Here is a 21597-nt window from a genome sequence, read left to right on the forward strand (position 1 = left end):
AAGATAAAAAGCAATCAAAAGTACGAATTGTTTATTTAATGTTGGTTGTTAAGCACCAGGGAAACCCGGTGGCATCATCCCTTTCATTCCACGCATCATCTTAGCTAATCCGCCTTTTTTCATTTTCTTCATCATACGTTGCATATCATCAAACTGCTTAAGTAGCCGATTAACATCCTGTACTTGTGTGCCAGAACCGGCTGCAATGCGCCTCTTGCGTGATCCTTTAATAATTTCGGGTTTTTGTCGTTCTTTAGTAGTCATTGAGCTAATAATTGCTTCCATTCTGACCAACATTTTATCATCCATTTGTGACTTAACCGCATCAGGAACTTGGGATATACCTGGCATTTTACTTAACATACTGGCCATACCGCCCATATTGCGCATCTGTTTAAGCTGCTCAAGAAAATCATTTAGATCAAAACTATTCCCTTTTTTAAGTTTATGAGCAAGCTTCTCCGCCTTTTCACGGTCAACTTTGCTTTCTATCTCTTCAATCAGCGATAAAACATCTCCCATACCAAGGATACGGGAGGCAATCCTGTCAGGATAAAAAGGCTCTAAGCCATCAATTTTCTCCCCTATTCCCAAAAATTTAATGGGTTTACCAGTAATATGGCGGATTGATAATGCGGCACCACCACGAGCATCACCATCAATTTTCGTTAATATAACACCGGTTAATGGCAATGTTTCATTAAAAGACTTAGCAGTATTAGCCGCATCTTGCCCAGTCATTGCATCAACAATAAATAGGGTTTCAATTGGATTAACAGCACGATGGATTGTCTGAATTTCTTCCATCATGGCTTCATCAACATGCAGACGCCCAGCGGTATCGATGATTAGCACATCATAAAATTTTAATTTTGCATGTTGTAACGCATTAATCGCAATCTCAACGGGTTTTTCGCTTGAGGTGGATGGAAAAAAATCAATTCCTACCGTTTGAGTGAGTGTTTCTAATTGCTTAATGGCAGCAGGACGATAAATATCAGCAGAAACGACTAACACTTTTTTCTTCTGTTTTTCTTTTAATATTTTACCTAATTTAGCCACAGTGGTGGTTTTACCCGCACCTTGCAAACCCGCCATAAGAATAACAGCCGGAGGTTGTATGGCTAAATTTAAAGCGCTATTCTCCTCACCCATTGCTTTGGTGAGCTCATTTTGCACAATTTTAACAAATTCTTGCCCTGGTGTTAGACTTTTATTGACATCTTGACCTACTGCACTTTCTTTTACCGATTGAATAAATTCGCGTACGACTGGCAAAGCAACATCCGCTTCTAATAGCGCCATGCGAACTTCACGTAAGGTTTCTTTAATATTGTCTTCAGTCAATCTTCCACGGCCACTAATATTGCGCAAGGTACGCGAAAGTCTGTCAGTTAAATTATCAAACATGTGCTTAACTCAATTCTGTTAAAGGGATCTGCTGTCAGTTAATTTTTTATTATAACACGATGATAATTCAATCTCTGCATCGAGTTTAATAAGAATAGTGAACAACAGTTGGAGGCAATGCTGGCAAACGCTATACTAACTTACTCACATTTAATAAATTAGCTAACAAATAAAAACATTATGTCAGTATTCGCTATTATCGCCATTAGTACCTATTTTTTGAGTGTGCTACTTATTATGCCAGGTTTAGCTGGTAAACAAAAAATTTATGCCAGGCTGACTCTGGTATTAGCAGTTATTGCTCTGCTAAGCCATGGTATCGCATTAAAAACATTGATCTTTGTTAGCGGAGGTCAAAACTTAACCTTATTAAATTTAGGCTCTACCGTCAGTTTGTTAGTCAGTATCATTATGACCATTGTTGCTTTTAACGGTCGCGCCTGGTTTCTACTACCGATCGTTTATAGTTTATCTATTATTAATTTACTATTAGCAACCATTATGCCTGGTGAGTTTATTACCCACTTAAAAGCAAGTGTGACTACTTTTATTCATATCGGGTTAGCATTATTAGGCTATGCAACCCTGATTATTGCTGCTTTATATGCCCTACAATTAGCTTTATTAGATTATCAATTAAAAAATAAAAAATTAATATTTACACCGGATATACCACCATTAATGGTTATTGAACGTAAAATGTTCCATATTATCCAAGTTGGGGTCATTTTACTCACTCTCACCCTCGGGACAGGAATGATTTTTATGGATAATGTTTTTAATAAAGAAAACATCCATAAAGCTATTTTATCCATTTGTGCTTGGGTTATTTACCTTATTTTGTTATGGGGTCACTTTCATCACGGATGGCGCGGTAGAAGGGTTATCGTGTTTAATCTGATTGGCGCTTTTATTTTAACATTGGCTTTTTTTGGTAATCGATTGCTACAGCATGTAGTAACCATTTAATTTTTAGACTATTTTACAATTAACTGATGAACAATATAGGAATTTTACCTTGGAGCAAGTCTCAACCAGTACTTTAATCATTATACTTATAGTCATGATTATTTTATCAGCCTATTTTTCTGCCTCAGAAACAGGAATGATGACCCTTAATCGATATCGATTACGCCATTTAGCCAAACATGGCCATCAAGCTGCTCGTCGCGTTGAATCACTATTAAAACAGCCAGATCGCCTAATCAGTCTTATTTTGATTGGTAATAATTTGATTAATATATTAGCCTCATCGCTAGCAACCATTGTCGGAATGAGACTTTACGGCGATGTTGGTGTTGCTATTGCTACTGGTACCTTAACTTTTGTGATCCTGGTTTTTGCCGAAGTGTTACCCAAAACCATGGCGGCACTCTATCCAGAAAAAGTGGCTTTTCCTAGTAGTATTCTGCTTAAACCGCTACAGAAATTGATGTTACCCGTTGTTTGGTTATTTAACACAATCACCCTTATGTTCATGCATTTCTTTGGCATTAGATCACCCATTATCAGTAGCGATGCGATTAGCAAAGATGAATTGCGTACGATTGTTAATGAATCTAAAAGTAAACTTTCTCGCCGTAATCAGGATATGTTGATCTCAATTTTAGATTTAGAAAAAGTTACCGTCGGCGACATTATGGTTCCTCGCAATGAAATCGTTGGCATTGACATTAATAGCGAATGGAAATCGATTATCCGCCAATTAACACACTCGCCACACGGGCGAATTGTTCTTTACCGAGATACCCTTGATGATATTATCGGCATGCTACGTGTTCGTGAAGCCTATCGATTGATGGTCGAAAAGAAAGAATTTAACAAGCAAAACCTAATCAGAGCGGCGGATAAAATTTATTTTATTCCAGAGAGTACGCCATTAAATATACAACTAATAAAATTTCAACGTAATAATGAAAAAGTAGGGATTATTGTTGATGAATATGGTGATATTCAAGGACTGGTGACGGTAGAAGATATTATTGAAGAGATTGTTGGTGATTTTACTACCTCAATGTCGCCCAGTTTAGCCGAGGAAGTTTTACCCCAAACCGATGGCTCTGTATTAATTGATGGAACTGCTAATATACGAGAACTCAATAAAGCTTTTGATTGGCACTTATCTGTTGACGGCGCCAGGACTATCAATGGTTTGTTATTAGAAGAGCTAGGTGACACTCCCATGCTAAATACTGAAATCCTGATAGGTAAGTACCGTTTTGAAGTATTAGCTATCAATGGTAATGTTATCAAACAAGTTAGAGCAATGCCGATTGATTTAGCCTTTACGACAGAACAAAAATCATCCTAGCTAACGTTTTAGCCGCCTTTTATTAAGCTATTTTATGATGATAACTGAGTTAATTTTTCTTTCGATAACATCAATTCGCCATTTTTATTAATAACTATACCACTTTCAATCACATTGCAAGCAATTTGCTGCGCTTCAATTAAAGAGTGCATTTCATAAGTACCACACTGATATTTATTTAACTCAGGTATTTGATTTTGAGCTGTGACCTTCAATACATCTTGCATGGCCATTTTCCAAGCGTCAGCAACACATTGTTCATTAGGCTGACCAATTAGACTCATATAAAATCCTGTTCGACAACCCATCGGTGAGATATCAATAATTTCTACATCACTACTATTAAGGTGATCACGCATAAAACCGGCAAATAAGTGTTCTAATGTATGGATGCCTTTCTCCGTTAATAGCTGTTTGTTTGGCTCACAAAAACGAAGATCAAATACTGTGATCGTATCACCATGAGGAGTCTTCATCATTTTAGCAACACGCACAGCAGGTGCTTTCATCTGGGTATGATCAACCATAAAACTATCAAGTAGTGGCATTATTGTAACCTCTAAAAATTAATTTTTTACAAAATAAATGGAACTTCTCACCATATTGCAAGTCTTACTTAGGCAAGACGCGAAAATTGTTATCATCCTATTCTCTAAGAGATTTATTTTGGCCACTTTGTAGTGGCCATTTTCTTTTATTATCACCCTGCATGTTTCTGCAAGTAGCGCTCAAAACTTATTTTATCTGCTTGTTCAATTGCTAATTGTTTGCGAATTGAGGCGTGATGAACATTAGTAAACTCAGTCGCTGTTATCACTTCATAAGGTTCATTGATTAATTGCTGATAATATCTTTTGGCTAACTGTAAGCCATATTGACTAATGCTTTGTTCAATCATTGGCGATAATATTTGGCCAGAATAAGTAAGCTCTGGATTTTCAAACATTGCTATCAATTGAGAACAAATTTCACGATATCGGGTATTACCGCTCACATCTAACACATCAGCAACTCTAATTAAATCATCAAATAATATCTGCCCTACTTCTTTTAAAGGTCTCATTGATTCACCGCAACCAACACCGATTATTTGTCCAGGTTTACGACCTTCAAGGATCACTCTATTCCAATTCGTTCGACAACAATTTAACTCTTTTTCATCCATCAAGGGTGCATCTGCTAACCCACACCAGATTAAAAACAGATCAAGAAAATGGATCTGAGCTTCATCAATACCAATGGCAGTAAATGGGTTAATATCCAAAGCTCTAACTTCAATATATTCGATTCCTCTTTTTAACAGTGCATCGGACGGCGACTCATCACCAATGAGCACTCGTTTGGGCCGAATAGGCGCATATAATTCATTTTCAATTTGTAAAATATTGGTATTCAGCTGCAAATGTTTGCCATCTTTATTGTATATACCTAATTTTGTGAATTCAGGCGATGGCTGTTTTATCGCTTGTTTAAGGCCAGTAACATAAGTCGATAGATCATTAAAGGTAATACTCAGATCACTTTGGAATTTATTGGTATATCCCAAATCACTCATTCGTAGTGATGTAGCATAAGGTAGATAATAGGTTCCTTTAGCTGTCTTCTCAAAAGGAAGATGCCTGACCTTGCCGTGCAAAAAAGAACCACAAATTGCAGGCGACGCGCCAAATAAATAGGGGATCACCCAACCAAAACGGTAATAATTACGAATGAGCCGAAAATAACCAGCAGAAATTTTATCCTTACCAGTTTCGGCATTTTTAACACCAACCCATGCTTGCCAAAATTCAATCGGTAAAGAAAAATTATAATGGATCCCTGCAATTGTTTGCATTAACGCACCATAACGATTTTTTAATCCTTCCCGATATAAAGTTTTAAAACGGCCAATATTAGAAACACCATATTGAGCAAGTTTAATGTTATCTTGGCGCTTTATAAAACAAGGCATACTCAATGGCCACATCAATTCATGATCAAGATGACGTGCGGTATAACGATGTAGATCTCGTAAAAATGCCAAAACGTGCCCAATATTATTATCAACCGGGGTGATGAATTCCAACAAAGCTTCAGCGAAGTCAGTCGTGATCCATGGATGAGTTAACGCTTTCCCTAAACTATTAGGGTGTGGAGACTTAGCCAAATCGCCTGTTGGCGTAATTCTCAATGTTTCACGTTCAATACCTCGACGAAGACCCTGTAAAATATTAGGCCGTGCCTCTAACCATGATAGCGCTTTTGATACATTCGGGATCAAATCGACCTCCCGTTATCCGTTCGTTATTTTTACTTTTAGAAAAGTTACTTTAGCGTAAATAACTAGAATTGTCGCCGTCTAGATCATTTAGACCAAATGACTAAAGTAATAGGTATATTTTATTAATAAACACATTTTAATTATAAAACAAAAAACCCTGTCGTTGATTGACAGGGTTTTATTATATGGCGCATCCAGAAGGATTCGAACCTCCGACCGCTCGGTTCGTAGCCGAGTACTCTATCCAGCTGAGCTATGGATGCAATTTCGATTTTGCTTTTATTAAAGATACGCTAGTTATCCCTAATAAACAATATTCTTTATTCTAAAATTAATGGCGCATCCAGAAGGATTCGAACCTCCGACCGCTCGGTTCGTAGCCGAGTACTCTATCCAGCTGAGCTATGGATGCACTATCAAAATGGCGGTGAGGGAGGGATTCGAACCCTCGATGCAGCTATTAACCGCATACTCCCTTAGCAGGGGATCGCCTTCAGCCTCTCGGCCACCTCACCATCGAATAGCAACGAGAAAATATTAAACCATCTCTCTGTTGCGTGGCGCTCATATTACTTTCCCAGACTTAGAAGTCAAATAATTTTTCCAATCTTTTTACGTTCTTTAGTCCGTTTGCACATTTCACAATCAAGATGAGTAGTTTAACAACGAAATAAAACAATATGGCATTTTATGTTCACCACTAAAAAATTGTCGAAGTTGGAAGATTAGCAGAAAAAAATAGATCAAAAGTAGTTTCTTATCCTTCAATAAAAGAAACTATTCCAGAGTAGAATAGTTAACCTAAGCATTTCCTTTTTATAAGCTTATGTTAGCTAATAACTTAATGATTTATTTATAAGCAGGTTAAAAATGCGTTGATATCCAACCATTAAAATCCAGCATTTTATTAACAAATATAAAAAATACTAAAAAAAAGACATTTTTTACAATCTCTGTAATTGGTTTTATAGGATACTAAGCTTGAAAAAATACAGTCATGAAATAGACGGCAATAAGAAACAGCGCTCATTCTATAAATATAATTAACATATACCTAAGAATGAACGCTTTACTAAAAATTACTGATTATTTGGCTGGCTTTTTTCAGCTTGGATCCGTTGATAAATTTCTTCACGGTGAACAGAAACCTCTTTGGGTGCATTAACCCCTATACGTACCTGGTTGCCTTTTACCCCCAGCACCGTTACTGTTACCTCATCGCCTATCATGAGCGTTTCACCAACTCGACGAGTCAGAATAAGCATTCTTTGCTCCTTGAAAATTAAAAAGAGTCGGGTCTCTAGGTTTCCCCGCTATTATCCATCACACACCGTGAAAACGTAAAGCAATGATATTCACCTAAAGTATTTAACCTAAAGCAATCATCATACTAATATTGTAGCTAAAAATATAATTTTGTACTTAGGTCATTTAAAAACAATCCGTTAAAGGTTGCATAATTAAGTTATGCAACCTTCATGGTTAACTCATGCCAAGCGTGAATTAACCCACTCTTCAACTGATGCTAATGCAGCAGGAAGTGCTGTTATGTTAGAGCCGCCGGCCTGAGCCATGTCAGGGCGACCACCCCCTTTCCCGCCTACTTGCTGCGCAACATATGAAATTAAATCACCAGCCTTTATTTTAGCAGTCAAATCATTGGTTACACCAACAATTAGACTGACTTTATCATTACTTATAGTAGAAAGCACAATAATTGCTGTTTTTAATTGATTTTTTAAGTCATCAACAATGATACGTAGCTGTTTAGGTTCAGTGTTATTTAATTGAGTAACCAATAAATTAACTCCGTTAATTTTTTTGACTTGTTGGCTTAAAGAAACGCTTTCTTGAGCTGCTTGTTGCCCTTTCAATTGATTTAAGGATCTTTCTAATAGCTTAACTTTATCTAATGTCGCTTTAATTTTTTCCATTAGACTATTAGCATCGCCTTTCATTAGTTGGCCAATTTCTGCCAATAACTGGGTTTGCTGGTGAACCTCATCTATAGCAGCTTGTCCGGTTATTGCTTCGATCCGACGAATTCCAGCTGCTGTACCCGATTCGCTGCTAATGCGAAATAATCCTATATCACCAGTCCGATTGGCATGAGTACCACCACACAACTCAATTGAAAAATCCCCAATACTAAGAACGCGTACCTGAGCATCATATTTTTCACCAAAAAGCGCCATCGCGCCTTTTTCTTTTGCCGTCTCTAAATCCATTAATGTCGTTATAATAGGATCATTTTTACGAATTTGATAATTTACGATATCTTCAATTTGGCGTATTTGCACAGGCGTCATTGCGGCAAAATGGGAAAAATCAAATCGTAAATATTTCTCATTCACTAAAGATCCTTTTTGGCTAACATGATCCCCTAATACATCACGCAAAGCCGCATGCAACAAATGGGTTGCAGAGTGATTGAGACGAATAGCGTTACGACGTTCAATATCAATTTTTGCTTCAACTGAATTATTTATCGTTATTGAGCCAATTAACACCTTACCAATATGTCCAATTGCGTGGGCGTATTTTTGTGTGTCAGACACAGTAAATTGTCCATGACTATTACTGAGTATGCCGCTATCACCAACCTGACCACCTGATTCAGCATAAAAAGAGGTTTTATCCAGAATAATAACCCCTTCCTCACCTTGGTTTAATACATTGACGGGCTTACCGTGATGAAAAATAGCCGTTACTGTAGCTTGTTGGCTGTTATTTTCATAACCTGAAAAATCACTATGACTATCTACTTTAATAACATCATTATAATCAGTCGCAAATCCACTCGATTCGCGAGCCCGATATCTTTGCTGCTCCATCGCCGCATTAAAACCTAACTCGTCAACCTTAATATTACGTTCACGACAAACATCAGCGGTTAGATCTAATGGGAAACCATAAGTATCATAGAGACGAAATGCGATTTCACCCGCTAAAGTATCCCCTTGTAATTGAGCTAATTCATCATCTAACAGTTGTAGTCCACGCGCTAAAGTACGAGCAAACTGTTCCTCTTCATTCTTCAATGTTTTTTCAATTGTTGCTTGTTGAGATTTCAGATCATCAGCTGCGTTACCCATTACCTGAATCAATGGTGCAACTAATTTATAGAAAAATGTCTCTTTTGCTCCTAGCATATATCCGTGACGAACCGCTCGACGGATAATTCGACGCAACACATAACCACGTCCTTCATTAGCAGGAAATACACCATCACCAATAAGAAAAGCACTTGATCGAATATGATCAGCGATGACGCGTAATGATTTATTATTCAGATCCGATAAAGCGACCACTTTAGCAATAGAAGCAATTAATTGACGAAATAAATCAATCTCATAATTTGAGTTAACATGTTGTAATACAGCGGCAATACGTTCAAGCCCCATACCGGTATCAACAGAAGGCGTTGGAAGGGTTTTTAAACTGCCATCAGACTGGCGGTTAAATTGCATGAAAACAATATTCCAGATTTCAATATAGCGATCACCATCCTCTTCAGGTGAACCTGGCGGTCCGCCTAAAATATGTTCACCATGATCATAAAAGATTTCTGTACAAGGACCGCAAGGACCGGTATCCCCCATTTGCCAGAAATTGTCAGAAGCGTATGGAGCCCCCTTATTATCACCTATCCTAATAATACGTTCAGCAGGAATACCAATTTCTTGCTGCCAAATATTATAAGCTTCCTCATCAGTATGATAAACGGTAACCCAAAGGCGCTCTTTTGGTAAATTAAACCACTGCTCACTTGTCAGTAGTTCCCAGGCATATTTGATAGCATCCTGTTTAAAATAGTCACCAAAGCTGAAGTTACCTAACATTTCAAAAAAAGTATGATGGCGGGCAGTATAACCAACATTCTCTAGATCATTATGTTTGCCTCCAGCACGAACACAACGTTGCGCAGTTGTTGCTCGAGAATAAGCTCTTTTATCCAATCCCAAAAATACATCTTTAAATTGGTTCATGCCTGCATTAGTAAACAATAATGTCGGGTCATTATTTGGTACTAATGAACTACTAGGTACAATTTCGTGCCCTTTAGTATGAAAAAAGTCGAGAAACGCTTGACGGATCTCAGCGGTGCTTTTACTACTCATAATTATCCTGAAATCAAGCTGGAAAAACAGATTTATGACTTGATGTGATAAACGTATTTTTATCATCAAACAAGTTACCGGCGGCGTTTTTACCTGACAAAGCTGAGAAATCCTCAAATTGTTTTATGACTAAATCGCTGACAAGGATCTACTAACTGATGTGTATTAATACATCGCTCAAATGTCCAGGCTTTATAGGTACACCTTTCCCTAAATATATCGTTTTCTAACTAACACAACAACGACTAGTCTGGTTAGTTTAACACAAAAAGATTTAGTTATTATGCAGTGAAACTAACAATACATTAACATTATTTCATTATATTTATTTTCCAATTACAGCAACAAAACTGTTAAATCTTGTCTCCATCTACATTTAGCAAGATAGCTTTCAATAGATAACCCCACTGGCTAATTTCACTTAGTTTAAATTACGTATAAGCTATTAATTATTAGCTAAATAGAAGATTGAGAAAAACAATAGCCTAAGTCTAACATAAGTTAATTAAAAACTGCGCCTGAATATATTAAGCCAATAATAACAATTTACTTTATATAACAAAACAAAGCACTTTTTGTAAAAAATAAACTAATCATGTTCATTAATTGCTAATAATATTGTAAATCCTAAGGCTATTTTATTAAAGTGCGTTTCAAATCATAATTTAATCTAACTTATATTAATAACTAATTTATAATAAGCAAAAGGCTATATCCAAATCGAATATAGCCCATAGATTTAATGAATTTTATTTATTAAGTTAAAATTCTTCTGGTAATGAAGTTTCCTCTACCGCTTCTGTGACAAAATCAGAAGCCGCACTACTAAATTCACCAGCATGATTAAGCAACATAGCCCGTAATTTTTTATCTAGCTCAGTGTAAATTTGCGGGCGTTCTTTCAAATAGACGGTCGCATTTGCTTTGCCTTGACCTATCTTTTCGCCATTATAGCTATACCAAGCCCCCGCTTTTTCAATCAATTTATATTTCACACCTAGATCGATAAGTTCACTATAGATATTAATCCCTTCTCCGTACAGGATTTGAAACTCTGCTTGTTTAAAAGGAGCCGCAACCTTATTTTTTACTACTTTAACGCGAGTTTCGCTACCAATAACTTCTTCACCATTTTTGACGGATCCAATACGGCGAATATCAAGACGCACTGAAGCATAAAATTTTAACGCATTTCCACCGGTTGTTGTTTCAGGATTGCCAAACATAACGCCAATTTTCATTCGGATCTGATTAATAAAAATTAATAGCGTATTAGAGTTTTTTAAATTTCCGGCTAACTTACGCATCGCTTGACTCATCATACGAGCAGCTAATCCCATATGTGAATCACCAATTTCACCTTCAATTTCAGCTTTTGGTGTTAAAGCCGCTACAGAATCAACAATAATAACATCTACCGCCCCAGAGCGTGTTAAAGCGTCACAAATTTCCAGTGCTTGTTCACCCGTATCTGGCTGTGAACAAAGTAAATTATCAATATCAACGCCAAGTTTTTTGGCATAAATAGGATCTAAAGCGTGTTCTGCATCAATAAAAGCACAAGTCTTACCTTCACGCTGAGCTGCAGCAATAACCTGTAATGTTAACGTGGTTTTACCGGAAGATTCAGGGCCATAAATTTCAACAATGCGGCCTAATGGCAAGCCTCCCGCACCTAAGGCAACATCAAGAGATAATGAACCGGTAGAGATAGTTTCTACATCCATAGAACGATCTTCACCTAAGCGCATAATTGATCCTTTACCAAATTGCTTTTCAATTTGACCCAATGCGGCAGCAAGTGCTTTCTGTTTGTTTTCATCAATAGCCATTGTTTAACTCCCCCGAGCAATGAAATGAAGATAATACTTCACTGCAGATAAGACGATTTGATATCGGTTGTTGATAATTATACTGTATAACCATCCAGCATCAAGTTAATTTTTGATTATTTCTTTTACTAATGTAGTCAGTGAAAATATCACGGCTTGGCGTCGGATCTGAATACGATCGCCTTTAAACAAGCAACAACGGGTTACTACCCTGGCGACAGAAAGAGACTGGCTAGCAAAACCAAACCACACTGTGCCAACCGGTTTCATCTCAGTACCGCCATCAGGACCGGCAATACCACTAACTGAAAGCGCAAAATCAGCATTAGCCAGAGCTAACGCTCTTTCTGCCATCTCTATGACAACTTGTTCACTAACAGCACCATATTTATGCAAGGTGTTTTTACTCACACCGAGCATGTCATGCTTAGCTTCATTGCTATAAGTAACAAAACCTCGCTGAAAATAAGCAGAACTACCTGAAATATCAGTTATGACTTTAGCAATCCATCCGCCAGTACATGATTCCGCACAGGTTATTGTTTTACCCTGTTCCTTTAAGCTATTAGCCAGACTATTACTTAATTCGTAGAGCAATTGCTCACTATTCATTTTAGCCATTTCCCTTTTTCATACATCTTGCGATACAGATACCAAATCCACAAGATGCCGATTGCTATCGCAAAGGTTGCACCAAATACTATTCCTACAGTAATAATAGAAATACCTGCTTTAAGCGCTAATGAATAAACCCCTAAAATAATTAGCATAGTGGTATTTTCACTTAAATTCTGAATAGCGACAGCGTTACCCGCACCAATCGTCTGTTTACCTTTTTCTTGTAGCAGAGCATTAAGCGGAACAATAAATAAACCACCTAGGACACCTAATATAATAAGGATCAAATAAGTAGATAAAAGGTGTTGTTGCATTGACAAAATAATAATAATTACACCAACAAAGATGCCTACTGGCATACAACGACTCACCTTATTAAGTGTAATAACACGTGCTGCCAATCCGGCGCCAATGATGATGCCAATTGCCACCACGCCATTAAGTAATGTGGGTGTCGTATTATCGGTAATATTAAGTGCGATTGGCACCCAGAGTACTAATAAAAAACGTAGTGTTACTCCGGCGCCCCAAAAAAGACTGGTACCAATTAAAGAAAATCGCCCTTCATAATTATGCCAAAGTGTTTTAAATAGACAGATAAAATTCAAAATTAACTGACGAAAAACCCACTTTTGTTTATTTTTAGCCGGCACTAATTGAGGAATATAAAAGTTAATCACTACAGCTGTTGCATAAAACAGTACACACATCGCTAAAGCAAATAACAGATTAATATCGGAAAAAAAACCGCCCGCAACAGAACCCAATAAAATGGCCGCTATCGTCGAAGCCTCAATAAAGCCATTGGCCTTAATTAAATTATTGCCAGTCGTGATCTCACCTAAGATACCATATTTTGCAGGTGAGTAAGCAGCGGCACCAATGCCAACTAAACCATAGCAGAGAAAGGGATCCAATCCTAACAGAATGCCTACTGCTCCGATCAATTTACTAATATTAGCCAATAACATGACTCGACCTTTAGCAAAACAATCGGCTATTTGTCCAACAAAAGGCGCTAATATAATATAAGTAAAAACAAATACTACTTGTAAGATAGGTTGACTCCAAGCCGGATAAAACGCGGCTTTGAGTTGGGCTAAGATAACAAATAATAGGGCATTATCAGCAAAAGCAGAAAAAAATTGAGATAAAAGTAGCGCTTTCATACCCCTAGTTAATAGAGGCATCGATGCTATTAAATCATTCATCAAGATTCCTCTGCCGCGATTTTATTTAACGCCACAAAATCAGGTTTTCCACTGCCAAGTAAAGGAAATGTTTTTAGGTAGCGAATATCTCTGGGTACCGCTAATTCTGGTAATCCTTTTTCTTTCGCCGCCGCTAATAATCGACGACGATCTAAGGTGTTATCAGTGGTATATAAGATCAGGCTTTCACCTTTATTATTGGTAGTTTTGATCACCACGCCATGCTGGGCATGGGGCGATATACTAGCAACAAGATGCTCGACTGTTTCTAGTGAAACCATTTCTCCCGCGAGTTTTGCAAAACGTTTTGCTCTTCCACGGATGATACAATAATCGTCACTATCAAATTCAACAATATCACCGGTATCATACCATCCCTTCTCATTCTCTCCTTGGCTATTTTCTGCATGAGGCAACTGTAAACGATTAGGATCCTCAACGCGTAAATAGCCTTTCATGATATTTGGACCACGTAACTGTAAACGACCGGCTTGCTTGATACCTGGTACCGGCACTAGTCTGGTTTCTATGCCAGGTAAAATTTGACCAACCGTATCAACTTTGGCTGCCATCGGGACGTTGATTGAGACAATTGGAGCACATTCTGTTACCCCGTAGCCTTCAAGTATTCGGATACCAAATTTGTCGAACCAAATTTTTTTTGTGCTTTCAATCAGTTTTTCAGCTCCGGCAACAACATAACGCACGCGCGCAAAATCATAAGGATGGGCAAAACGAGCATAATGTGCCAGAAAAGTAGGAGTAGCGAAAAGTACCGTGCAATTTTTTTCATAGACCAACTCTGGGATCACCCGATAATGCAGTGGACTAGGATAAAGCAATACACGACTACCGGAAAAAATAGGAATAAACAAACCTACCGTCAGCCCAAAAGCATGGAAAAGAGGTAAAGCGGACATAAATCGATCTTTAGGCGTAAAATCAGCCACTGTTTTAACTTGCTCTATATTAGCTAATAAACTGGTATGGCTATGTACCACCCCTTTAGGCGTTCCCTCCGAGCCTGAGGTAAAAAGGATCAATGCCGCATCATCCGGTTTTGCTGGTATAAGCGCTTTTTTGGGCAATAGTAAGTGATAGAGGATCCATTTTTTGTCTTGCCATGTCAGGGAGTCTTGCAGATCTTCTAAATAAATCCAGTTAACTTCAGTAACCTGTTCAGGCAAATGTGACAACTTACCTTTTTCAATAAACTGACGAGAACTAAAAATGGTCTTAATGGATGCCGCTTTGATAGCATTTTTTACCCCATTGCTACCAGCTGTATAATTCATCATGGCCGGGATCCGGCCCCGCAATATTGCTCCAAAAATAGTCGCCGCTGTCACTGTTGCATTAGGTAAAAGCAAGCCTATATGTTCATGCTGTTTAGTATAACGTTCAATAATACGCCCAAGCGCTAAGATTTTCTTGAGAAAACTTTGATAACTGTCTTCTTTAAAACTAATATCTTCGATACAACCAGTAAAACGGCCAAAACGTTTCATCGCATCAAAATAAGCTTCCATCAATGTTTGCTGGGGGCGATTACACAACCGAGCTTCTTTCATAATCTTATAAAGTTGCGATCCCGCCAGCCGACGACGCTCTGCTGCTCGTTTCGCCTCAGGCATGGTGATATTTGTTGCTGGTAAAATCGTTAGTGTCATTTTAGGAAAATATTTGAGCTTAAAAATCCCTCTCAACCGACTAAAATAACTCAATTCAGGTCCATCAATTCTAATAGGAATAACTTTAGCGCCGGTTTTTGCTGCCACAAACGCTGCACCATCATAAATTTTCATCAAAGAACCATGAACGCTAATTCTTCCTTCAGGGAAAATGACGATCGGGCGTCCTTTTTCTATTTCTCTAACTAAAGTTCGAATGGCCATCGGGTTGGCAGGATCAAGCGGAACAACATCGGCATAGGGTTTTAATAATTTAATAAAGCGTGGTGTACCGATAGATGAATAAACAGCAAAAAGTGGGCGAATAGGTAAGAATAGAGCGAGCAGGATCCCATCTAGAAAAGAGACATGATTAGGTGTTATTAAACATCGCTCATATTTTTTAAGTTTTATTTCACCAACAACTGTCACACGGAAAAAAAACTGGAATATTGCGCGCAATAATTTTATCAGCATATCTCTTTCCTTACTCCTTAATGTTATTGATCATTTTAGAGTACATCTATCAGCAAAGATGCCTAACATAGCAAAATTGAGATCATACAAAGTATTTTTTGTCGTTTTGTAAAAAGCGGTCTATTTGGTAAACAATTTCTGTCGTAGGTAAAGCGGCATCAATAATGTAATCAGCGTTATCTAAATAGTAGCCTTCTCGTTCTTTCATTACTTCAACTATCTCTTCTGCTAAAGGTTTACCTGTTAATGTTGGTCGTTGCGAAGTTTCAGGATCAGCAGACAAACGGGTAATCAATACATCTGATGGCGCTTGTAAATAAATAATACAGCCATTTTTTTTCATAAAATCACGATTTTCTTGCAGTAAAATAATGCCGCCACCCGTTGATATCACTGAATTTGGCTGTTGTATTGATCGCAAAACACTGGATTCTAAATCACGAAAGCGAGCCCAACCATCTCGTTCAACTAACTCGGCAATACTTATTTTAGCATTCTGTTTAACTAACCAATCGGTATCAAAAAAATGACACATCCTAAATTCAGCTAACGTTTTTCCTACTGTTGTCTTCCCTGCGCCTCTTGGTCCAATAAGATAAAGCATGTCAAATTGTCCTAATCGAAAATTTATTTAATTAGTCAGAATATATAAGTCAGCTTACAAGCGTGATTTAAAATTTACAAAAGTAAAAATCCTAAATTACCGCGATTAAAATAAAGCCACACAACAACAGTGTGGCGCAAAAAATCGTGAAGTAATAACTCAAGAACGCATTAAATTATCGCCATAACCAATCCATTTATAGGTTGTTAATGCATCTAATCCCATTGGGCCGCGGGCATGAAGTTTCTGCGTACTTACCGCAACCTCCGCACCTAATCCAAATTGCCCACCATCAGTAAATCGTGTACTGGCATTAACATAAACAGCCGCAGAATCAACATGCTGAACAAAATAATCTGCTTGTTGAATTGATTGGGTCAAAATAGCATCAGAATGGGCCGTTCCATAATCCCGAATGTGGGTAATCGCGGCATCAATATCGTTAACGACTTCAACGTTAACATCAAGCGATAACCATTCATCACGGTAATCCTCCTCGATCACTGCAACAACTTTTGCCGGGCTTGATTTTAAATAGGACATTGCATGCCGACTGGCATGTAGTGTCACATTTTGCTCAGCCATTTTCTCAGCCAGTAGCGGTAGAAATGTCGCCGCAATACTTTTATGGACTAATAAAGTTTCTAATGAATTACAAGCACTTGGGCGCTGCACCTTAGCATTGACAATGAGTGGAAGTGCTTTGTCAAAATCAATATGCTGATCGACATAAATATGACAGACACCAATCCCGCCAGTGATAACGGGAATAGTTGATTGTTCACGGCATAGCTTATGTAACCCTGCACCTCCACGCGGGATCAACATGTCTATATAACGATCCATTTTCAGTAATTGTGTGACTAATTTTCTATCTGGATCATCAATAGACTGAACTGCTGCCTGCGGAATAGCATTTTGTTGCAACGCTTGCTGAATAACTTTAACGATTGCTTGATTAGTCTGTGAGGTTTCTTTACCCCCACGTAAAATTACCGCATTACCAGTTTTCAAACATAACGAGGCAACATCGATCGTTACATTTGGCCGCGCTTCATAAATAACGCCGATCACACCCAATGGGACACATCGCCGTTGTATATTTAAGCCATTTTCTAATATGCCGCCATCGAGTATACGTCCAACCGGATCAGCTAATTGACATACCTTTCTTACATCATTTGCAATGGCAGCTAATCGCTCGACAGTTAGCAATAATCTGTCTTGCATAGCTGCACTCATATGACTAGCTTTCGCTGCCACCATATCTTGAGCATTCGCGGCTAAAATTGCATCACTCTGTTGTTGCAAGCTATCTGCAATATCCATTAAGACATTATTTTTCTGTTTTGTGTTTAGCCCTGCCAGGTACCATGAAGCCTTTTTAGCCGCTTTGCCTATTTTTTCCAACATCATTTACTCACTATCATATCGTCACGGTGCACAGCAACAGCGCCATACTCATAACCCAAAATTTGACTAATTTCTTGCGAATGATGCCCGGCGATTAGGCGTAGAGCATCGCTATTATAATGAGTTACTCCATGAGCTAAATCGTTACCTAATAAATTAAGAATAGGCACCACATCGCCGCGCGAAAAATTACCACTAATTTTCTTTATTCCTTTTGGTAATAATGAGCTGCCTTTCTGTTGGATCGCCAGAGCAGCTCCCTCATCAACAACAATTTCACCCGCCAAAGGCGCACCAAAAATCCACCGTTTTCGGTTTTCCATTGGCGTTTTTAAGCGATGAAATTTTGTTCCTACCTGCTGACCTTCGAGCACATTTGCGATCACATTAGGCTTATCACCGGCGGCAATAACGACTTCTATTCCTGCTCGACTCGCAATACCTGCGGCTTGCAGCTTTGTTGCCATTCCACCGGTGCCTAAACCGCTGACACTATCACCGGCAATGCATTTTAGTTCATCATTAATATCATGAACTTCAGTGATTAATTGTGCATTTGGATTGTGGCGGGGGTCTGCGGTACATAGTCCCTCAATATCCGTTAATAATAGTAACTTATCCGCATTAGCTAAAATTGCAACCAATGCCGATAAATTATCATTATCACCAACTTTAATTTCGGCTGTCGCAACGGCATCATTTTCATTGATAACCGGAATAATACAGTTATCCAGTAAGGCTTGTAATGTATCTCGTGCATTTAAAAAACGTTCACGATCTTCAATATCTGCTCGGGTTAATAACATCTGACCAATATGAATACCATAAATTGAAAATAATCGTTCCCAAAGCTGGATCAGATGAATTTGCCCAACCGCGGCAAGCAATTGTTTCGAGGCAATTGTCTCAGGTAATGTTGGATAACCTAAATGTGCTCGACCCGCCGTAATGGCACCCGAAGTAACAATAACAATCTGGTGACCTTTTTCATACTGCTGTGCACATTGCCTTACTAATTCAACAATACGCGCCTGATCGAGACAAAGCGAACCACCCGTTAATACACTTGTTCCTAATTTTATCACCAAAGTTTGGCTGTTGTTCATCATACTTCTGCTATTAACTCTCTATAACAATAAAAATTTAGCTATCAGTTTTATCAAGTAAGAAGCGTTATGCCAACCGGCATAACGCAATTTTAGTGAAAAGTTGATTTTACAATAGCTGCAAATAATACAAACTATAAATTAATTGCAACCATTTTGGGGCAAGGGGTTAATGTTAGTTCCAATGTATTCAGTGAATCACTTAAACGTTTATGGAACTCTTGCAATGTATCTTCAAGTGACTTGATAATGTTTGATTTGTTAATTTCGATATGCTGCCAATTACCGGCTTTATCAAACATACCTAATTTATAATGATATACAAATCCGTTAAGTTCTCGTCTTAATTCCAACCACCATCCCCAAAATTCACGCTTTTCTGGAGCAGTTTTTGCATTAACACAAATAGCAAGACAATCGAAAAAAAAGAGATCATCCTGACATTGAGATTCACGGAGATAAGGTCCTAACCTGGTAAAATGCTTCAATAATTTACTTTTAGAATAATTTGAAGTTAAAGCCATAATAAGGATCTCCTTGTTGTTAAGCTACCTTTTTAGCAAATAAGGAAAAATAATCAAGTAATCACAACAATTATTCAATTTTGCTTTTCAGCCAACTCACTACGGCTGAAAGTGACTGATGAAAATTTTGATATAACGGCTTGGTGGGTAAGGTCAATAGCTTACCTTCAATGGAGGAGCGCACGATAAGCAATGCGTCTTCCTTAGGGCTGAAAACATCATTTTGCCAATTAACTACCATAAATGGTACAGGACAACGACGCCCCAACAATCCCTTTTTTTAATGAGTAACAACTAAGCTCTGAACGTAAAACTGCTTCATCTACCTGATAAAAGCCTAGTCGACTGGCAAAGATATCAATATTCATTACCGGTATTTGATCCTGATATTTTTGCTCATTAAATAAGCTATGAACAATTGGCCCTGAAACTGCAACACCTTTTAAGCGCTTGGGCTCTAAATAAGCTAAACGAAGCGCAATATTGGCGCCAAAACGCAAACCAATTACCCCTATTCGAGTATGATCGATCCATGGAATATTCGCCAATTGATTAAGTACCTGTTGATGCAGCGCGCTAGTATCCTGAGAAAGGATATATTTAATAGAATAGCTAATTGATGGCATATCTAAGGTTAACATAGCAAACCCCTGCGGCGCTAAATATTGGCTGAAAAGGCGATAATAATCTAGTTGCAAACTATCTAATGTGCCGCAAACTAAAATTGTAGGACACGGGCCTTGGCTGGTATTAGGTAAATGTAAAAAACCAATCACCTCTTTTTTACCACCCTCTATTTTGAAAGAAATTTTTTTTAGTCTAAAATCGGTCAATTGCGCAGCATTTTCATAAGCTTTATTGGCTAATAATACCGCTTGTTCGGCAAGATGATCACCTTTAAGATGCGGATAAGCGGCAATACTATATAAATTAGCTGCTCGTAACCAAGCCTGGCTAGCTGCTATTTTGGTTGGTAATTGAAGCGCTTTTTTCTGCCAAACCATTGCCTGTTGTGACCATTCATAAGTCCAATTTCCTGGCTGATAACCAATTACGGTATCGAGTAAATTTTCACAGCTACGAACACGATTATTTGCCGCAATTCGACTTAGTACCGCTTCAATCTCCAACCCATCGTTGCCACGCCAAATCCATATTAGCCGGTTAATCATACGATACCAGCTAACATAACTGGTGCCTTCGAATGTTGAGCTATGCTTCAATAAGTGGGTTTTAGGTACACTATAAGTCACCAGAACAGAGGTCTCAGTTTGTTTCAATTTTGATTTAGGCTTAAACAGCTTTTCTGACAGATTTTTTTCACTCATATCGACCTTATTCTGTTAAAAAACTTCAGCAATAAAAAAGGGATGCGAATAGCATCCCCTATATCATATACTTTATTTAGTGATTAAAGCGAAATAAATAAAACAATTATTATTGTTCACAAAGCGGCTTAATAAAAACCTCTTTTTCCATATCCCAAGGCTGTTCTATCCAGGTATTTTGCGGTATATCAATAACATAATTATCAACTAATGGACGCCCCGCGGGTTTTGCAAAAATAGTCACAAAATAGCCTTTAGGAAACATATCCCTGATAGCTTGTGCTGTCCCGCCGGTATCGACCAAATCGTCGACAACAATATAACCTTCACCATCACCTTCCACTCGCTTGATAACTTTGAGTTCTCTTTGGTTATTATGGTCGTAGCTTGAAATACAGACAGTATCGATATGGCGTAAACCTAATTCACGAGCAAGAATAGCACTTGGAACAAGCCCACCGCGGCTAACAGCAATAATGCCTTTCCATTGCTTGGCAGGTAATAAGCGTTGTGCCAAAGTACGGGCATGCATTTGCAACATATCCCATGTTACGATGTATTTTTCACTCATAAAATTCTGATCCTAACGACTAGAGACTATTTTAGCAAAGCACATTAGTGGAAAAAATATTGCGCGAGATTATAGTGATTTGTCATAACAAAAACCAGAAATTAATTAATATTATCACAATTAACTAAAGGCATAGATGTC

16 protein-coding genes, 3 tRNA genes and 1 pseudogene are annotated in these 21597 nt (G+C 38.0%); 2 read left to right on the plus strand and 18 right to left on the minus strand.

Annotation, left to right across the window (positions count from 1 at the left end):
- Positions 1-48 precede the first annotated feature (48 nt).
- Positions 49-1410 (minus strand): signal recognition particle protein, encoded by a 1362-nt coding sequence (ffh, locus tag LDL57_RS02410; RefSeq protein WP_180560481.1) that lies wholly within the window; start codon positions 1408-1410, stop codon positions 49-51.
- A gap of 180 nt (positions 1411-1590) precedes the next feature.
- Here ffh and LDL57_RS02415 point away from each other — a divergent pair, with 180 nt between their 5' ends.
- Entirely contained in the window at positions 1591-2379 is a 789-nt protein-coding gene (locus tag LDL57_RS02415; RefSeq protein WP_225506956.1) for a cytochrome C assembly family protein, read from the plus strand.
- Positions 2380-2428: 49 nt separating this feature from the next.
- Positions 2429-3721, plus strand: coding sequence for a CNNM domain-containing protein (locus LDL57_RS02420; RefSeq protein ID WP_180560483.1), 1293 nt, complete (start codon positions 2429-2431; stop codon positions 3719-3721).
- 32 nt (positions 3722-3753) lie between these two features.
- On the opposite strand, the gene luxS is transcribed toward LDL57_RS02420, so the two are convergent.
- The 17 genes and pseudogenes from luxS to gpt all read right to left on the minus strand — a co-directional run bounded on the left by luxS (position 3754) and on the right by gpt (position 21456).
- On the minus strand, positions 3754-4269 hold the full coding sequence (gene luxS, locus LDL57_RS02425; RefSeq protein WP_180560484.1) for an S-ribosylhomocysteine lyase: 516 nt from the start codon (positions 4267-4269) through the stop codon (positions 3754-3756).
- A 152-nt stretch (positions 4270-4421) separates the two neighbouring features.
- Positions 4422-5981, minus strand: a complete 1560-nt coding sequence (gene gshA / locus LDL57_RS02430) for a glutamate--cysteine ligase (RefSeq protein WP_180560485.1) — start codon at positions 5979-5981, stop codon at positions 4422-4424.
- A 186-nt stretch (positions 5982-6167) separates the two neighbouring features.
- Positions 6168-6244, minus strand: a tRNA-Arg gene (locus LDL57_RS02435).
- A gap of 72 nt (positions 6245-6316) precedes the next feature.
- Positions 6317-6393 (minus strand) — tRNA-Arg (locus tag LDL57_RS02440).
- A 10-nt stretch (positions 6394-6403) separates the two neighbouring features.
- Positions 6404-6496 (minus strand) — tRNA-Ser (locus tag LDL57_RS02445).
- A 564-nt stretch (positions 6497-7060) separates the two neighbouring features.
- Complete coding sequence (gene csrA / locus LDL57_RS02450) at positions 7061-7246, minus strand: carbon storage regulator CsrA (RefSeq protein WP_026822683.1); 186 nt, start codon at positions 7244-7246, stop codon at positions 7061-7063.
- Between the two features lie 222 nt (positions 7247-7468).
- On the minus strand, positions 7469-10102 hold the full coding sequence (gene alaS, locus LDL57_RS02455; RefSeq protein WP_225506958.1) for an alanine--tRNA ligase: 2634 nt from the start codon (positions 10100-10102) through the stop codon (positions 7469-7471).
- 761 nt (positions 10103-10863) lie between these two features.
- Positions 10864-11934, minus strand: a complete 1071-nt coding sequence (recA, locus tag LDL57_RS02460) for a recombinase RecA (RefSeq protein WP_026822685.1) — start codon at positions 11932-11934, stop codon at positions 10864-10866.
- Positions 11935-12039: 105 nt separating this feature from the next.
- Positions 12040-12546 carry a nicotinamide-nucleotide amidase gene (pncC, locus tag LDL57_RS02465; RefSeq protein WP_180560487.1) on the minus strand — a complete coding sequence of 169 codons (507 nt, stop codon included), beginning with the start codon at positions 12544-12546 and terminating at the stop codon, positions 12040-12042.
- A complete protein-coding gene (gene lplT / locus LDL57_RS02470) occupies positions 12543-13763 on the minus strand; it encodes a lysophospholipid transporter LplT (RefSeq protein ID WP_180560488.1) in 1221 nt (406 codons plus the stop codon). Before lplT ends, pncC begins: the two co-directional genes overlap by 4 nt.
- A complete protein-coding gene (aas, locus tag LDL57_RS02475; RefSeq protein WP_225506960.1) occupies positions 13763-15910 on the minus strand; it encodes a bifunctional acyl-ACP--phospholipid O-acyltransferase/long-chain-fatty-acid--ACP ligase in 2148 nt (715 codons plus the stop codon). Before aas ends, lplT begins: the two co-directional genes overlap by 1 nt.
- Positions 15911-15992: 82 nt before the next feature.
- On the minus strand, positions 15993-16514 hold the full coding sequence (aroL, locus tag LDL57_RS02480) for a shikimate kinase AroL (protein WP_180560490.1): 522 nt from the start codon (positions 16512-16514) through the stop codon (positions 15993-15995).
- A 159-nt stretch (positions 16515-16673) separates the two neighbouring features.
- Complete coding sequence (proA, locus tag LDL57_RS02485) at positions 16674-17927, minus strand: glutamate-5-semialdehyde dehydrogenase (RefSeq protein ID WP_180560667.1); 1254 nt, start codon at positions 17925-17927, stop codon at positions 16674-16676.
- Positions 17927-19033: a glutamate 5-kinase gene (gene proB, locus LDL57_RS02490; protein ID WP_445661344.1), complete on the minus strand. Its 1107-nt coding sequence runs from the start codon at positions 19031-19033 to the stop codon at positions 17927-17929. Before proB ends, proA begins: the two co-directional genes overlap by 1 nt.
- Positions 19034-19167: 134 nt before the next feature.
- Positions 19168-19557, minus strand: a complete 390-nt coding sequence (gene crl, locus LDL57_RS02495; RefSeq protein WP_180560492.1) for a sigma factor-binding protein Crl — start codon at positions 19555-19557, stop codon at positions 19168-19170.
- Between the two features lie 70 nt (positions 19558-19627).
- Positions 19628-20885, minus strand: a pseudogene (gene frsA, locus LDL57_RS02500) (esterase FrsA).
- A 109-nt stretch (positions 20886-20994) separates the two neighbouring features.
- On the minus strand, positions 20995-21456 hold the full coding sequence (gpt, locus tag LDL57_RS02505; RefSeq protein ID WP_180560493.1) for a xanthine phosphoribosyltransferase: 462 nt from the start codon (positions 21454-21456) through the stop codon (positions 20995-20997).
- Positions 21457-21597 lie beyond the last annotated feature (141 nt).

It is taken from the genome of Arsenophonus apicola (assembly GCF_020268605.1).
Lineage (GTDB): Bacteria > Pseudomonadota > Gammaproteobacteria > Enterobacterales > Enterobacteriaceae > Arsenophonus > Arsenophonus apicola.

Excerpts from the sequence above, each read along its gene's own strand:
- aas (WP_225506960.1), bottom strand. The coding sequence starts at position 15,910 with ATGCTGATAAAATTATTGCGCGCAATATTCCAGTTTTTTTTCCGTGTG.
- lplT (WP_180560488.1), bottom strand. The coding sequence starts at position 13,763 with ATGAATGATTTAATAGCATCGATGCCTCTATTAACTAGGGGTATGAAA.
- luxS (WP_180560484.1), bottom strand. The coding sequence starts at position 4,269 with ATGCCACTACTTGATAGTTTTATGGTTGATCATACCCAGATGAAAGCA.
- pncC (WP_180560487.1), bottom strand. The coding sequence starts at position 12,546 with ATGAATAGTGAGCAATTGCTCTACGAATTAAGTAATAGTCTGGCTAAT.
- recA (WP_026822685.1), bottom strand. The coding sequence starts at position 11,934 with ATGGCTATTGATGAAAACAAACAGAAAGCACTTGCTGCCGCATTGGGT.
- ffh (WP_180560481.1), bottom strand. The coding sequence starts at position 1,410 with ATGTTTGATAATTTAACTGACAGACTTTCGCGTACCTTGCGCAATATT.
- proA (WP_180560667.1), bottom strand. The coding sequence starts at position 17,927 with ATGTTGGAAAAAATAGGCAAAGCGGCTAAAAAGGCTTCATGGTACCTG.
- aroL (WP_180560490.1), bottom strand. The coding sequence starts at position 16,514 with ATGCTTTATCTTATTGGACCAAGAGGCGCAGGGAAGACAACAGTAGGA.
- gpt (WP_180560493.1), bottom strand. The coding sequence starts at position 21,456 with ATGAGTGAAAAATACATCGTAACATGGGATATGTTGCAAATGCATGCC.
- alaS (WP_225506958.1), bottom strand. The coding sequence starts at position 10,102 with ATGAGTAGTAAAAGCACCGCTGAGATCCGTCAAGCGTTTCTCGACTTT.
- csrA (WP_026822683.1), bottom strand. The coding sequence starts at position 7,246 with ATGCTTATTCTGACTCGTCGAGTTGGTGAAACGCTCATGATAGGCGAT.
- LDL57_RS02415 (WP_225506956.1), top strand. The coding sequence starts at position 1,591 with ATGTCAGTATTCGCTATTATCGCCATTAGTACCTATTTTTTGAGTGTG.
- proB (WP_445661344.1), bottom strand. The coding sequence starts at position 19,033 with ATGAACAACAGCCAAACTTTGGTGATAAAATTAGGAACAAGTGTATTA.
- crl (WP_180560492.1), bottom strand. The coding sequence starts at position 19,557 with ATGGCTTTAACTTCAAATTATTCTAAAAGTAAATTATTGAAGCATTTT.